The sequence below is a fragment of the Shewanella sp. Isolate11 genome (genome assembly GCF_022398315.1).
In the GTDB taxonomy this organism is placed as follows: Bacteria; Pseudomonadota; Gammaproteobacteria; order Enterobacterales; family Shewanellaceae; genus Shewanella.
In genome coordinates, this window is record NZ_JAKEVF010000002.1 from 244,403 (window position 1) to 258,341 (window position 13,939).

Here is a 13,939-nt window from a genome sequence, read left to right on the forward strand (position 1 = left end):
CCTTGTGGATGAAAGGAAAGTTTTAGATGCGCAGTCATTATTGTGGAGACGTTAATGGGTCTCATGTTGGAGAAGAGGTCACTCTAGTCGGTTGGGTTAATCGTAGCCGTGATTTAGGTGGTGTTGTTTTTCTTGATCTGCGCGATCGCGAAGGGATTATTCAAGTTGTTTATGATCCTGACTTGCCTGAAGTCTTTGACATTGCCAGCACCTTACGCAGCGAATTTTGTGTGCAGGTCAAAGGTGTGGTTCGTGCCCGTCCTGAAAGCCAGGTTAATGATCAGATGCGTACTGGTGAAATCGAAGTATTGGGCAAGGAGTTGCTAATTCTTAACAATTCAGCGCCGCTACCTATCAACATGGACAAAAACCAACACAATACTGAAGAGCAGCGCTTAAAATATCGTTACTTAGATTTACGCCGTCCTGAGATGGCAGATCGTATTATTTTTCGTTCGAAAGTTACTAGTGCCGTACGCCGTTTTCTCGATGGTAGCGGTTTCCTCGATATCGAAACGCCTATTTTGACTAAAGCGACACCTGAAGGTGCTCGCGATTATTTAGTACCTAGCCGTACCTATAAAGGTCAGTTCTTCGCTTTACCTCAGTCGCCACAGTTGTTTAAACAGCTACTGATGATGTCTGGCTTTGACCGTTACTATCAAATCGTAAAATGTTTCCGCGATGAAGATTTACGTGCCGATCGTCAGCCAGAATTTACTCAAATCGATATCGAAACCTCGTTTATGACCTCTGAGCAGGTGATGGCGAAAACCGAAGAGATGGTGCGTTCACTGTTCCTAGAACTGCTAAACGTTGACTTGGGTGAATTCCCACGCATGACCTTTGCCGAAGCCATGCGCCGTTATGGCTCTGATAAGCCAGACTTGCGTAACCCGCTTGAGCTGATCGATGTAGCCGATTTAGTCAAAGATGTCGAGTTTAAAGTGTTCCAAGACCCTGCTAACGACAGCGAAGGTCGTGTTGCCGTGTTATGTGTACCTGGTGGTGCGTCGCTTTCTCGCAAGCAACTTGATGAATACGCTAAGTACGTCAATATCTATGGCGCTAAAGGTCTAGCATGGATGAAAGTTAATGAACTAGGTAATGGCTTTGACGGTATCCAGTCGCCAGTATTGAAGTTCCTCAATGAAACCGTCGTTAAGGCACTGCTAGAACGTACAGCAGCTAAAGCCGGTGACTTGATTCTATTTGGTGCCGACAAAGCTAACATCGTGGCAGAAGCCATGGGCGCATTACGTCTGAAAGTGGGTGAAGATTTTGACCTGCTCCAAGGCGATTGGAAACCACTTTGGGTGGTAGATTTCCCAATGTTTGAGCGAACTTCGGATGGCGGTTTGCATGCGATGCACCATCCATTTACCGCACCAAGCGGTATCAGTGCACAGCAGCTTGAAGCCGATCCAACTGCCGCACTGTCAGATGCCTACGATATGGTATTGAACGGTTGTGAATTAGGCGGGGGTTCTGTACGTATTCACAACAGTGAAATGCAGTCTGCCGTGTTCCGTATCTTGGGTATTAATGCTGAAGAGGCGCAAGAGAAATTTGGATTCCTGCTTGAAGCTCTTAAATATGGTACGCCTCCACATGCTGGTTTAGCCTTTGGTCTTGACCGTATCATTATGTTGATGACTGGTGCGAGTTCGATTCGTGACGTAATGGCGTTCCCGAAAACAACTACAGCCGCTTGTCCGTTAACCAATGCGCCAGGATTTGCAAACCCGCAACAGCTCGAAGAGCTGGGGGTTTCGGTGGTGGAAGCTAGCAAAGATTCAGAATAATTAAAGTTAAAAAAGCCGAGCGAAAGCTCGGCTTTTTCGAGGAAAACTCGAATAAGGAGTGAGTTATGGCCGGTCACAGTAAGTGGGCTAATATCAAACACCGTAAAGCTGCGCAAGATGCTAAGCGTGGCAAACTCTTCACCAAGTTCATTCGTGAACTCACTGTTGCTGCTAGAGAAGGGGGCTCAGATCCCGACTCAAATCCAAGACTGCGTGCAGCTATCGATAAAGCACTGTCTAATAATATGACTCGCGATACCGTCGAACGTGCGATTAAGCGCGGCGCGGGTGAGCTCGATGGTCAAGTGTTAGAAACCATCATGTATGAAGGTTATGGTCCTGGCGGCACGGCGGTGATGGTCGAAACCATGACAGATAATCGAAACCGTACCGTGTCTGGTGTCCGTAATGCTTTTAGTAAATCGGGTGGCAATTTAGGAACAGATGGCTCGGTGGCATATCTATTCGATAAACGCGGCGTTATCTCTTTCGATGAAGGCAGCGATGAAGATGCCATCATGGATGCTGCTCTCGATGCTGGCGCCGAAGATGTGGTTACCAATGAAGATACTTCTATCGATGTTTACACCACACCAGAAGATTTTGGTGCGGTAAAAGATGCACTTGATGCCGCAGGATTAGAGGCCATTAACGCCGAAGTGACTATGGTGCCTTCGACTAAAGCGGATTTAGATGCTGCTACAGCGCCTAAGTTTTTGCGTCTTATCGACAATCTTGAAGATCATGATGATGTACAAGAGGTGTATCATAACGCCGAGATCTCCGATGAAATCATGCAGGAACTCGAGTAAACATTGGTTAATTTGATAGGGATTTTATGCCGATCATACTAGGGGTCGATCCGGGGTCACGGATCACCGGTTATGGCGTGATTAAATGCCAGGGTCGGCAGCAGATCTACTTAGGCAGCGGTTGTATTCGTACCCAAGGTGACGATCTTGCATCTAGGTTAAAGATTATCTTCGATGGTGTCAGCGAGATCATTCGTCAATATCAGCCCGATGAATTTGCTATCGAGCGGGTATTTATGGCCAAGAATGCCGATTCTGCATTGAAGTTAGGTCAAGCCCGTGGCGCAGCTATTGTAGCGGCAACTAACGCTTCATTACCTGTTGCGGAATACTCAGCAACTCAAATTAAGAGTGCCGTTGTGGGTACCGGCCGGGCGCAAAAATCCCAAGTGCAACACATGGTGCAACAGATGTTGAAGTTAGCTGCCGCACCACAGGCCGATGCCGCCGATGCATTGGGAGTGGCACTCTGTCATTATCACACTTATCAAAGCCTGATCGCCCTTGGTGGTAAAGCCAGTGCTCGTACTTATGGAAGATATAGATGATTGGTCGTTTACGCGGTTTACTCGTTGAGAAACAAGCTCCAGAAATCCTACTTGAAGTCAGTGGTGTCGGTTACGAATTACAGATGCCACTTACTAGTTTTTATGAACTGCCAGAACTGAACCAAGAAGCTTTAGTGTATACCCACTTTGTGGTGCGTGAAGATGCACAATTACTCTATGGCTTTGTCACTAAACAAGAGCGTGCACTGTTTAGACTGTTGATTAAAGCCAATGGGGTTGGTCCTAAGTTGGCGTTGACCATTCTCTCTGGTATGACGGCCGCTGAGTTTGTGAAATGCGTCGAGCATGATGATATTGCAACCTTGGTTAAATTACCCGGAGTTGGCAAGAAAACCGCAGAGCGCTTATTGGTTGAGATGCGCGACAAACTTAAGAGCCTGATGGAAACCTCTCAAGGCTCTGAACGCGAGTTCGTGCTGCAATCAAATTATACGCCAGCGGCACAAGAAAATAGTGCCGAAGAGGATGCCATTGCCGCCTTATTAGCGCTAGGATATAAACCTGCACAAGCCAGCAAGGCTGTTTCGAGTGCTATCAAAGAAGGCATGGACTCGGAAACCTTGATCAAAGCATCGCTGAAATCGATGTTATAGCGCTAAGAGTGAGAAATAGATGATAGAAGCGGATCGATTAATTCACGCTCAGCCTCAAGGAATTGAAGAGCGTGATGAGCAGATAGACAGAGCGATGCGGCCTAAGTTACTCAGTGAGTATACCGGGCAAGATGATACTCGAGCACAGCTAAAAGTGTTTATAGAAGCGGCGAAAAAGCGTTCTGAAGCACTGGATCATATGCTGATTTACGGCCCTCCTGGTTTAGGAAAAACCACTTTAGCAATGATTGTTGCCAATGAGATGGGGGTTAATATCAAATCCACATCGGGTCCTGTGTTGGAAAAGGCCGGTGATTTGGCAGCGCTACTCACTAACCTTGAAGAAGGTGATGTGCTATTTATCGATGAGATCCACCGTCTTAGTCCTGTGGTTGAAGAAATTCTTTATCCAGCAATGGAAGATTATCAACTGGACATCATGATAGGTGAGGGACCAGCTGCTCGCTCGATTAAATTGGAGTTACCTCCATTTACATTAATTGGTGCGACGACCCGCGCAGGAGCCTTAACTTCGCCGCTCCGTGCACGTTTTGGTATTCCACTGAGACTAGAATTCTATAATGTTGCAGATTTAAGCACGATTGTCAGTCGTTCTGCCAATGTATTGGGCTTACCCATAGATGATTGTGGTGCCACTGAAGTTGCGCGCCGTTCACGCGGTACGCCTCGGATAGCAAATCGTTTGCTGCGCCGTGTCCGTGATTACGCCGAAGTGAAATATGATGGCGAGATCACCAAAGCCATTGCAGAGAGTGCGCTTGATTTGCTCGACGTGGATGTTGAAGGTTTCGATTATATGGACCGCAAGTTACTGCTCGCTATTATCGATAAGTTTATGGGCGGCCCAGTGGGGCTGGATAACTTGGCGGCAGCAATTGGTGAAGAGCGTGAGACCATTGAAGATGTGCTCGAACCTTTTTTGATCCAGCAAGGCTTTATTCAACGTACCCCTCGTGGCCGAATTGCAACTCAAAGGGCGTACCAGCACTTCAATGTGATTAAGCCCGAGTAACGGCAAAAACACGATTAATCTATCATTTTTATAAACGCTATAGGAGCTCTGTTTCTATAGCGTTTTTTTTACCTCATCTTTTATATTTTATGCTGAAAGTTATTAAAGGCATAAAGATTAGCAATCGACATAATATAAAAATTTTATATTTTTTGGTGTTGTGGAAATTGCTTTTACTCGACAATAAATACCTTACAAATATTACTGTTAATTATTTAATCGATTATAGGTTTTAAATTGGTTTGAATTGATGTTTATCTGATGAGCATAATTATGTAACTGCGAACAGAAATCATGTTGCATCAACGTTAATTGTATTTGTTTATTGTTTTTATTTTTGGTTTAAGTTGTTTTTGTTGATTTTGTGTTTACCTCAACAAAGCTATAAATTGATTATTTAACCACCAAATTAATAAGTCGAATTCCCTCAAAACAGTTATCAATATGCCATCTCAAAGTTTGTTACAGCTCGGAATTTAGCCGATTAAGCGATCTTTATCACAAAAAAATGCTTTTTGTGAGTTACATTTGTGTTGCGTTTTTTGTAGTTGAAAAAACTAGCCTATAGCTAGTTAACTAGTTAATTAGCCTATTCGTTAACAATTAAAAGTTTATGAATTAATCAATTTCTCATTAGTAATACTTTATTTAAACTTTTTATTAACTTTTGAGGTTGATTTGTTAATTAGTTTTGCGGTTGACGTAATGAATGTTGAAGCACAGTATCAGGACCGATGTTATTTCTTAGCATCCAATAATAATTAAATAATGAATAATTGAAGAACGAATAGTAAATATACTAGGGAGTTTCGTTTTAATGAGTAAAACAACTAAATTGGCAACTGCAATTAAATTAGGTTTAATTGCGTCGGTTGCCACCAGCGGTGTTGTCAGTCATTTAGCTCTTGCTGCAGATGATGGTGCGAAAATTGAGCGTATCGCTGTCACAGGCTCACGCATTAAACGCCAAGATATGGAAACTGCTTCGCCAGTCACCACTATCGATGCGAGCGCGATTCGCAATGAAGGTTATAAGTCTGTCGATGAAATTCTTCAGGCACAAACCTCAATGGCGGGTGCCGCTGTTGGTTCAAGCACTAACAATGGCTCAGATGGTGTTGCCCAAGTCGATCTTCGTGGTATGGGTGCCAGTAGAACATTGGTATTACTCAATGGGCGCCGTATGGTGAACTCGGGTTCGGGTGCCGATAGCGCTGTGGATTTGAACACCATTCCTGTGGCTATGATTGCTCGTGTTGAAATCCTTAAAGATGGTGCATCAGCAGTTTATGGTTCAGATGCTATCGCGGGTGTTGTTAACATCATTACTAAGAAAGATTTCGAAGGTGTACAAATCGACGTTACTGGCGGTATTACCGATAAAGATGACGGCGAGAACGGCGAGATTAGTGCGCTCTATGGCGTAAACACTGATTCGGGTAACTACACCATAGGTGCGGCATATTCAAAGCGTAAAGGTGTTATTCAGTCAGATCGTGATTGGACTGAACCTGGATACAGCTCGTTTATCCCAACGGGTAGTCTTGGCGGTCAGGTCATGGACAGCAGTGGTAACTGGGTTGCACGCAGCACTGGTTATGATTACACCCAAGACAGCTGGTATCAGACTCCAAGCGAGCGTTACAGCTTGTTTGCTAATACTACCCAAGAATTGGGGGATGATGTTGTTTTCACTGGTGATGTGCTTTATACCAAGCGTAAGTCAAGTCAGCAAATGGCTGCTCAGCCTGCAGATGTGATGTTAAATGTCTGTGGTGATCCTAATATTTCAGCTACGGCTTCTTGTATCACACTTGATCAAGCTATGGTTGCTGGCGGCATTGCCGCAGATAGTACGGGTCGTGTTAACTATCGTCGTCGTACAACTGATGCTGGTCCTCGTATCTATTCTCAAGACACTGACACCTACCGTGTATCAGCTGGTCTTGAAGGTAGCTTAGACATCAATACTGGTATGAACTGGGATGTGTCTTACACCTATGGTAACAACAAGGCTGAGACTTCGGTTGCTAACTCAATTAACGCAACTAATATGAGTCAGTCTATTTATGACAATCAAGCCGAATGGTTCAGTGGTGATCCATTGTCGCAAAGTATCGTTAACGATATTAGCTATCTTGAGCAAACTGAAGGTGGTAACGAACAACACGTACTTTCTGCTGGGTTAAATGGTGAGTTGTTTGAGCTGTCAGCCGGTGCTGTAGGTTTCGCGATTGGTGCAGAATATCGTCATGAAAGTGGTTACTATGATCCAGACCCTGTGGTTATTGCTGGTGACAGTACGGCCGCACAGCAAGACCCAACTGATGGTAGCTACAGCGTGATTTCTGTTTTCCAAGAAGTGAGCGTGCCTTTCACTGACAAATTAACCGGTGAATTTGCGCTACGTTTCGATGATTACTCTACCTTTGGTAATGCATCGACTTGGAAGATTGGTCTGACTTACGTTGCAACCGATGACTTAATGCTTCGTACCGTTGCTGCAACCGGCTTCCGTGCACCAAATGTTTCTGAACTATATGGTGGTAACACAGGTTCTTACGATTACCTTGATGATCCATGGGGTAACGAACAAGATCCACAGATTTTAGTGAACTATACCTCTGATCCAGATCTACAACCTGAGAAGTCTGAGTCATACACTGCTGGTCTTGTTTACTCTCCAAGCTATATTGATGGCATGTCTCTGACATTAGATTACTGGCGCTTTAAGGTAGAAGATGCCATTACTCGTCTTGATGCTCAATCAGGCTTAAATAGCTGTTTTGCTGGTGATGTCGACGCTTGTGACACCTTCAATATTACGCAAGCGGGTAACTTAGAAAACTTCACTAACCCGCTAACTAACGTGGGCAGTCAAGATACTTCTGGTATCGACTTTAACCTGTCGTATAACTTTGAAGCGTTAGGTCTAGAATGGAAGGTCAACAACGACACGACATATCTACTTAACTTTGAGCAAGATGGCGAAGACTACACTGGTACTGTAGATGGTAACTTCGGTGCTTATGCGACTGTAAGAAACAACTTCAGTGTTCAGGCGGCTTTAGGTGATTGGTCTGTGATGTACTTCAACCGTTACATTGGTGAAATGGACGACGAGTACACAGATTATGATGCTAACGGTAATCCATTTGCTGCGGTTGCGACTTCTGATTCAGTGCTATATCACAACGTGAGTGGTACTTACCATCTGAACGAGATGGTAACCCTAAGCGCAGGCGTGAAGAACTTTACCGATGAATTACCATCGGCGGTTTCTAACGGTAGTGATGGTGGTACCGTACCTGAAGTGTTCGACACTATTGGTCGTCAGTACTATGCGGGTGTATCGATGAAGTTCTAATCTCATTGAGATAGACAATAAAAAAGCGCCTTATGGCGCTTTTTTTATTCAAGTAAAAATACAATTAACCTTTAATAGCATTCAAAGTAAATTAGTGATCAGCCCGTTTGTAACAGAAAAGGCGCAGGAAAAATTGCCGAGAACAAGGCGTAAATTCAGTAACTAGTTATTCTAATTGCAAAATTTACAACACGGTTATCGGCGATTTTAACTAGCAAGAATGATCAGATAATTACTGCGATTGGTATAATTATTAACCTAAGCCATGTTGGGCTGATTTAAGCTGAATAAATTCAATTTTATAACCATCAGGATCTTCAACAAAGGCGATCTCTGTTGAGCCACCTGCGACAGGGCCGGGTTGGCGAGTGACTTTACCGCCAGCCGCTTCGATAGCTGCGCAGCGCCCGTAGATATCGGCTTCACCAATGGCGATGTGACCAAAGCCTGTACCAAGATCATAGCTGTCTGTGTCCCAGTTATAGGTTAACTCAATGACCGCAGCCCCAGAAGCTTCTTCATCAAAGCCAACGAAAGCTAATGAATAGCGATATTCTGGGTTTTCAGAGGTTCTCAGTAATTTCATTCCCAAGATCTCTGTGTAAAATTGAATGCTGCGCTCTAGATTGCCTACTCGAAGCATGGTGTGTAACAGTTGTGCCATGAAAACCTCTAAGTCAGGAGGGGATAAGATGTCTTATTATACTCATAATGAGTTGAAATAGGGCAGTTTAGGTTATGATTAAGGTGATTCAAATGCTGTCTTGCCGGCACGAGTTATCAATTGTCATATAGCCGATCGATATCACACTATTTTGTTAAACCCTTGGTGTAATTTTGTCAGGACTGGATAATGGCTGTAATTACTTAAAGGAGTAGGAAAATGCAAACTGAGTTAAAAATGGCCTTAGGTTTAGCGGTCACTATCGCCTTATGCTTATCAATTTTCTTTGTGAGTATGTTTTAAGTTAAAAGCCGCTATTAGCGGCTTTTTTACTAGCTGTGCTCCAAAATCAAATATCAATTTCTGACTAAAATTTTTAATTGAATCAATAATATTCGACCTAAATGAGAACCGTGTTTACTTGATCTACTGTTAATCATACTACTGGGTTTTGTAGAAACGATTTTGTCCGCTAAAGTAGTTTTACTAAAGATCAAAAGAGGTTGTATTATAACTAACTCTACATGGTTAAAGCGATCTTCCCAACGGTTCTGCCTGATTCAATCGCGGCATGGGCCTCAACCATTTCCGTAAATTTGAATACAGTTGAAACATGAGGTTTCAGGCTGCCTTCGGCTAACAAACTAGCCAACCATGCCATGTCATCACCGTTTGAATTCACTAACATAGCCTGCACTGTGAGGGTTAATTTTTTCGCTTGTTGTTGCAATATTTTAGGTATTTCTATCATTGCAATTGATACTAGTTTCCCGCCAGCACTCATTACCTGAAGTGATTTAGTCGCAATTTGTTCTCCTTGTGTATCAAACACAAAGTTAATATCAGTCAATATTTCCTCGAAAGCCTGGGTGCGATAATCAATATGTTGATCAGCGCCAAGTGATAAAACAAATTCACGATTTTTTGCTGAGCTGGTTGCAAATACATAGGCTCCCATTTTTTTCGCGATTTGGATCGCAAAATGACCAACACCACCAGAGCCAGCATGAATAAGCACTTTATCGCCAGCTTTAACGTTATTTTTTAGCGCTTGTAATGCAGTTAGAGCTGCAAGTGTGGTTACTGCGGCATCGGTAAATGAAATACCTGGGGGAATGCTTGCAAGCTGAGATTCATCTGCTGCAACATATTCCGCATAAGCTTTACCATGACCGGGAAAGTTCACCATACCAAACACAAGATCACCAATTACATATTTGCTGACCTTATTGCCAACCGCCACAACTTTTCCGGCGACATCCCAACCCAAGGTAATAGGGCGCTCTGGGCTGACTAAACCGGATAAACCTTCTTCCGAATACTTAATTTTGGCATCTACAGGGTTAATACTAATTGCTTTGGTTTCGATTAATACTTCATTCTCTGTCAACAAAGGTTTATCGATGTCAACCAGTTTAAAGTTTTCACCGCCGCCGGATTTTTCTAATACAATTGATCTCATTTTAGACTCCGTTTAATTCATTAATATTGTGTTATACATTATTGACTAAATACAATGCAGCCGGCTCCGGTTTAGCACCCAACTCCGCCATAATTTTTAATGGCGCGTCACCTTCATACTTAGTCCCTTTACGAGAATCTGCGCTTAAATGCGCCAGTAAAATTTTTGTTGAGGCCCAGTTTTCAACCAACCAAAATACATTGGGTTCTTTCCAATCACGATGAAAGCCAAATTGTAGACAGCCTTCTTCTTCCAATACATAGGGGGTGTAATCGGTAAAAAAATCAATAAACGCTTGCACGTTTTCTTCTGGTATAGGAAATTTCACGGTTAGACCTATGGCACCTTGATGTGCTGTTGAATTAAACCACTCGATAGTTTCTTCAAAAGTAATCACTTTATTGTTCGTCATCATATTTCTCTCTGTTTATAAGTTGTCCAAAAATTGATGAGGTAAGATTAAACCTTGAACAAATTCAGATAAAGTTGATAATATTTGAAATATTATCAAATTAAATTTGAATTTATGTTGGTTAATGATTTACAGGTCACACTGAAAGTTGCCGAATTTAAAAGTATTAAACTTGCTGCGGAAAGTTTGGATATGCAAATTGCTACAGCCAGTGCTGCTTTAAAGCGTGTTGAAAAATCCTTTGGTATTGAGTTGTTTGTGCGCTCAACACGAAATTTACGTTTGACTGCTGCAGGCGAAAAATTTATTCCACAAATAGAGCAAGCTTATGTTTTACTTGCTAATATTGGCCAAAGTGTCAAAGAGGAACAGGAATTAGTTGAGGGCGAGATGCGCTTATCTGCTCCGTCTGATTTAGGTCGAAATGTACTGCTACCTTGGATTAATGAATTAATGGCAGCGCACGCTAAAATTAACCTAAAACTGCACATTAGTGATTCGAATGTCGATTTCTATCGTGATCCAATTGATATTGCCCTTCGGTATGGCGTACCAAAAGATTCATCAATGTATGGTTATAAAATTTGTGACGTGCCGATTGTTTTGTGCGCTGCTCCTGCATATATTAAAAAGGTGGGTATACCCGCTACACCCAATGATCTTACATCACTAAATGGCTTGTGTTTTCAATTACATGGAACTGTTCATGATACTTGGCCATTTTCTAATGGCAAAGATACTTTTAAAGTTAAAATGACCAGTGATCGTACAACCAACGATTCTGAGTTGGTCAAAAGGTGGTGTGTTGACGGCCATGGTATTGCACGGAAGTCGGCACTTGAAATGGCAGACGATATACTCGATGGCAAGGTTCAAACGTTGCTGGCAGACTACTGTCAAATATCAACTGAATTATGGTTAGTTTGCCCGAGTCGCCAACTGATTACCCCTATGGTTCGATTATTTAGAGAGTATTTTCAAAACAAGTGTCAAGATAAATTAAGAGAGCTAAAATCTGCCGGGCATCTTGCTTGGTATGTGGTATGAAGGTGCTCTAGGGTAAGTATTAAACAGTTGTAGGCTTCTATCGACACTTTTTCACAAGCATTTTATTTATCTGAGCTTTTACCAATATATAGACGTGATTGCTCAGCGAGAGTTTAGCACTTCTACTAAGTTGATCGCTTTCTTACACCGATTGGTATTATTTGAATTATTACGTCAGTAAATTCACTTTTAGAAGCAATAAAGTATTTACTCAGTTTTATCCTTAAACTCACATAGTTCTTCAATCAGACAACTGCCACAGCGTGGTGTCCGAGCGATGCAGGTATACCTGCCATGGAGAATAAACCAGTGATGCACGTCGACCTTAAATTCAGCGGGAACCACTTTTAGCATTTTCTGTTCGACCTGGTCGACATTTTTACCCATGGCAAACTTAGTTCGATTAGCAACACGGAAAATGTGCGTATCGACCGCGATTGTTGGCCAGCCAAAGGCAGTATTGAGTACCACATTAGCGGTTTTTCTGCCTACGCCAGGGAGCGCCTCTAAGGCTGCTCTATCTTCGGGTACTTCGCCGTCGTATTTGTTAATTAAAATCTCACAGGCTTTAATGACGTTGATGGCTTTATTGTTATATAAGCCTATGGTTTTTATGTACTCTTTTAAACCATCAACCCCGAGGTCGAAGATAGCTTGAGCGGTATTGGCCACAGGAAAGAGTTTGTCTGTGGCCTTGTTAACGCTGACATCGGTCGCTTGTGCCGATAAAGTCACAGCGACCAAGAGTTCAAAAGGGGATGAAAAATTCAGCTCAGTTTCCGGCTTAGGGTTATTAGCTCGTAAGATCTCAAGAATTTGGCGGCGTTTTTCGGTATTCATCGATTAATTAACCTTGGTGACTCGGACTCGGGTAACCGCAGGTTGAACTTGGGTTTGCGGTTTACGTTGCTCTATTTTTTTATCGATCACATTTTTAGCAGCGATAAGAAAACCCATGGCGATAAAAGCGCCGGGAGGCAGCATGGCCAGTAAGAAATTGGTGTCCATCAGCCAGAAATGTATCGTCAGTCCTTTAGCCCAGTCACCGAGCAGTAGATCGGCGCCATCAAACAGGGTGCCTTGGCCCAGTAGCTCACGACAGCCCCCTAATACCATCAGCACAAAGGTAAAGCCACTGCCCATCATCAAACCGTCGAAAGCGGCTGCGCCGACATTATTGCGTGAAGCGAAGGCTTCGGCGCGGCCGATGATCACGCAGTTGGTTACGATAAGCGGCAGGAAAATGCCGAGAGAAAGATATAAACCATAGGCATAAGCATTAATAAGCAGTTGCACACAGGTTACTAGCGCCGCAATGATCATTACAAACACCGGAATCCGGATCTCTTTGGGGACATAATTTCGCACCAGAGATACCAAAATATTTGAGCCAACGAGCACTAACATTGTGGCTAAACCAAGTCCTAGTGCATTGGTCAGTGTTGCGGTTACCGCTAGGAGGGGACATAAGCCCAACAGTTGAACTAGACCTGGGTTGTTCTTCCATAATCCTTGCCAGGCGATCTCACGGTAATTACTCATAGGACACCTCACAATTGGCGGGACGGCTAAGTAGTTCAGTCTGGTTAGCTTTAAAGAATAGCAAAGTCCGCTTCACGGCACCCACATAGGCTCGAGGGGTGATTGTCGCCCCGGTAAATTGGTCAAAGTCACCACCATCTTTTTTAACTGCCCAGCGAGAGTCACTGTTATCGACAATTTGTTGTTGGTTAAAGCCAGTGACCCAAGCTGATTTACGTAAATCGATTTTGTCACCCAGCCCTGGTGTTTCATTGTGAGCTAAGGTTCGAACCCCAAGCACGGTTCCTTGTACATCGATTGCGATGATTAAACGTATTTGGCCGTTATAACCATTAGGCGCCACGGTTTCGATAGCAATGGCGACAGGCTGCTGTCCTTGAGTGGCGACATAAGCAGGTAATGGCTGATCGATACCTAGCGCTGCTTGATTATGAATTAAAATACAATGCTCGATTAAGGCGTTGTCATGAAGTTCATCGGGAATGATTTGATGAAGGGTACGCATTAATTCAAGTTCTTGCTGCTGTTTAATTCGCTCGGCAGTGAAATGATTTACCACGGCCACTAACGCCGTACAACACAGCGCAAATAAAGCTAATAAACTGCCGTTTTTGATAATTGAACGTTTCAATT

The 13,939-nt window shown here is 43.2% G+C and carries 13 protein-coding genes; 7 read left to right on the forward strand and 6 right to left on the reverse strand.

The genetic code is table 11. The features are described from left to right. Nucleotides 1–26: 26 nt before the first annotated feature. The 6 genes from aspS (at nucleotide 27) to L1D21_RS06330 (ending at nucleotide 8,179) form a co-directional block, all read left to right on the forward strand. Nucleotides 27–1,805, forward strand: coding sequence for an aspartate--tRNA ligase (gene aspS, locus L1D21_RS06305; protein WP_239844403.1), 1,779 nt, complete (start codon nucleotides 27–29; stop codon nucleotides 1,803–1,805). A 65-nt stretch (nucleotides 1,806–1,870) separates the two neighbouring features. After that, nucleotides 1,871–2,617, forward strand: coding sequence for a YebC/PmpR family DNA-binding transcriptional regulator (locus L1D21_RS06310; protein WP_239844404.1), 747 nt, complete (start codon nucleotides 1,871–1,873; stop codon nucleotides 2,615–2,617). A 26-nt stretch (nucleotides 2,618–2,643) separates the two neighbouring features. Continuing rightward, nucleotides 2,644–3,165 carry a crossover junction endodeoxyribonuclease RuvC gene (ruvC, locus tag L1D21_RS06315; protein WP_239844405.1) on the forward strand — a complete coding sequence of 174 codons (522 nt, stop codon included), beginning with the start codon at nucleotides 2,644–2,646 and terminating at the stop codon, nucleotides 3,163–3,165. Beyond that, on the forward strand, nucleotides 3,162–3,779 hold the full coding sequence (gene ruvA, locus L1D21_RS06320) for a Holliday junction branch migration protein RuvA (RefSeq protein WP_239844406.1): 618 nt from the start codon (nucleotides 3,162–3,164) through the stop codon (nucleotides 3,777–3,779). The genes ruvC and ruvA overlap by 4 nt, the downstream gene beginning before the upstream one ends. Before the next feature lie 19 nt (nucleotides 3,780–3,798). Then, entirely contained in the window at nucleotides 3,799–4,812 is a 1,014-nt protein-coding gene (gene ruvB, locus L1D21_RS06325) for a Holliday junction branch migration DNA helicase RuvB (RefSeq protein ID WP_239844407.1), read from the forward strand. 817 nt (nucleotides 4,813–5,629) lie between these two features. Further along, the gene (locus L1D21_RS06330; protein WP_239844408.1) at nucleotides 5,630–8,179 is read left to right on the forward strand and encodes a TonB-dependent receptor; all 2,550 of its coding nucleotides are present in this window, start codon (nucleotides 5,630–5,632) and stop codon (nucleotides 8,177–8,179) included. Nucleotides 8,180–8,432: 253 nt separating this feature from the next. Here the strand turns inward: L1D21_RS06330 and gloA are convergent, their stop codons facing one another. The 3 genes from gloA to L1D21_RS06345 form a co-directional block, all read right to left on the reverse strand. Next, entirely contained in the window at nucleotides 8,433–8,843 is a 411-nt protein-coding gene (gene gloA, locus L1D21_RS06335; RefSeq protein WP_239844409.1) for a lactoylglutathione lyase, read from the reverse strand. A 520-nt stretch (nucleotides 8,844–9,363) separates the two neighbouring features. Further along, on the reverse strand, nucleotides 9,364–10,305 hold the full coding sequence (locus tag L1D21_RS06340) for an NADP-dependent oxidoreductase (protein ID WP_239844410.1): 942 nt from the start codon (nucleotides 10,303–10,305) through the stop codon (nucleotides 9,364–9,366). A gap of 31 nt (nucleotides 10,306–10,336) precedes the next feature. Beyond that, nucleotides 10,337–10,717 (reverse strand): antibiotic biosynthesis monooxygenase family protein, encoded by a 381-nt coding sequence (locus L1D21_RS06345; protein WP_239844411.1) that lies wholly within the window; start codon nucleotides 10,715–10,717, stop codon nucleotides 10,337–10,339. Between the two features lie 84 nt (nucleotides 10,718–10,801). Here L1D21_RS06345 and L1D21_RS06350 point away from each other — a divergent pair, with 84 nt between their 5' ends. Next, nucleotides 10,802–11,764: a LysR family transcriptional regulator gene (locus L1D21_RS06350; protein WP_345773508.1), complete on the forward strand. Its 963-nt coding sequence runs from the start codon at nucleotides 10,802–10,804 to the stop codon at nucleotides 11,762–11,764. 207 nt (nucleotides 11,765–11,971) lie between these two features. Here the strand turns inward: L1D21_RS06350 and nth are convergent, their stop codons facing one another. The 3 genes from nth to rsxG are packed head-to-tail and all read right to left on the reverse strand — an operon-like array spanning nucleotide 11,972 to nucleotide 13,937. Further along, the gene (gene nth, locus L1D21_RS06355; protein ID WP_239844412.1) at nucleotides 11,972–12,604 is read right to left on the reverse strand and encodes an endonuclease III; all 633 of its coding nucleotides are present in this window, start codon (nucleotides 12,602–12,604) and stop codon (nucleotides 11,972–11,974) included. A 3-nt stretch (nucleotides 12,605–12,607) separates the two neighbouring features. Further along, nucleotides 12,608–13,306: an electron transport complex subunit E gene (locus tag L1D21_RS06360; protein WP_239844413.1), complete on the reverse strand. Its 699-nt coding sequence runs from the start codon at nucleotides 13,304–13,306 to the stop codon at nucleotides 12,608–12,610. Continuing rightward, complete coding sequence (gene rsxG, locus L1D21_RS06365; RefSeq protein ID WP_239844414.1) at nucleotides 13,299–13,937, reverse strand: electron transport complex subunit RsxG; 639 nt, start codon at nucleotides 13,935–13,937, stop codon at nucleotides 13,299–13,301. Before rsxG ends, L1D21_RS06360 begins: the two co-directional genes overlap by 8 nt. Nucleotides 13,938–13,939: the final 2 nt, after the last annotated feature.

Excerpts from the sequence above, each read along its gene's own strand:
- L1D21_RS06310 (WP_239844404.1), top strand. The coding sequence starts at position 1,871 with ATGGCCGGTCACAGTAAGTGGGCTAATATCAAACACCGTAAAGCTGCG.
- gloA (WP_239844409.1), bottom strand. The coding sequence starts at position 8,843 with ATGGCACAACTGTTACACACCATGCTTCGAGTAGGCAATCTAGAGCGC.
- ruvC (WP_239844405.1), top strand. The coding sequence starts at position 2,644 with ATGCCGATCATACTAGGGGTCGATCCGGGGTCACGGATCACCGGTTAT.
- L1D21_RS06330 (WP_239844408.1), top strand. The coding sequence starts at position 5,630 with ATGAGTAAAACAACTAAATTGGCAACTGCAATTAAATTAGGTTTAATT.
- L1D21_RS06360 (WP_239844413.1), bottom strand. The coding sequence starts at position 13,306 with ATGAGTAATTACCGTGAGATCGCCTGGCAAGGATTATGGAAGAACAAC.
- L1D21_RS06340 (WP_239844410.1), bottom strand. The coding sequence starts at position 10,305 with ATGAGATCAATTGTATTAGAAAAATCCGGCGGCGGTGAAAACTTTAAA.
- nth (WP_239844412.1), bottom strand. The coding sequence starts at position 12,604 with ATGAATACCGAAAAACGCCGCCAAATTCTTGAGATCTTACGAGCTAAT.
- ruvB (WP_239844407.1), top strand. The coding sequence starts at position 3,799 with ATGATAGAAGCGGATCGATTAATTCACGCTCAGCCTCAAGGAATTGAA.
- ruvA (WP_239844406.1), top strand. The coding sequence starts at position 3,162 with ATGATTGGTCGTTTACGCGGTTTACTCGTTGAGAAACAAGCTCCAGAA.
- aspS (WP_239844403.1), top strand. The coding sequence starts at position 27 with ATGCGCAGTCATTATTGTGGAGACGTTAATGGGTCTCATGTTGGAGAA.
- L1D21_RS06345 (WP_239844411.1), bottom strand. The coding sequence starts at position 10,717 with ATGACGAACAATAAAGTGATTACTTTTGAAGAAACTATCGAGTGGTTT.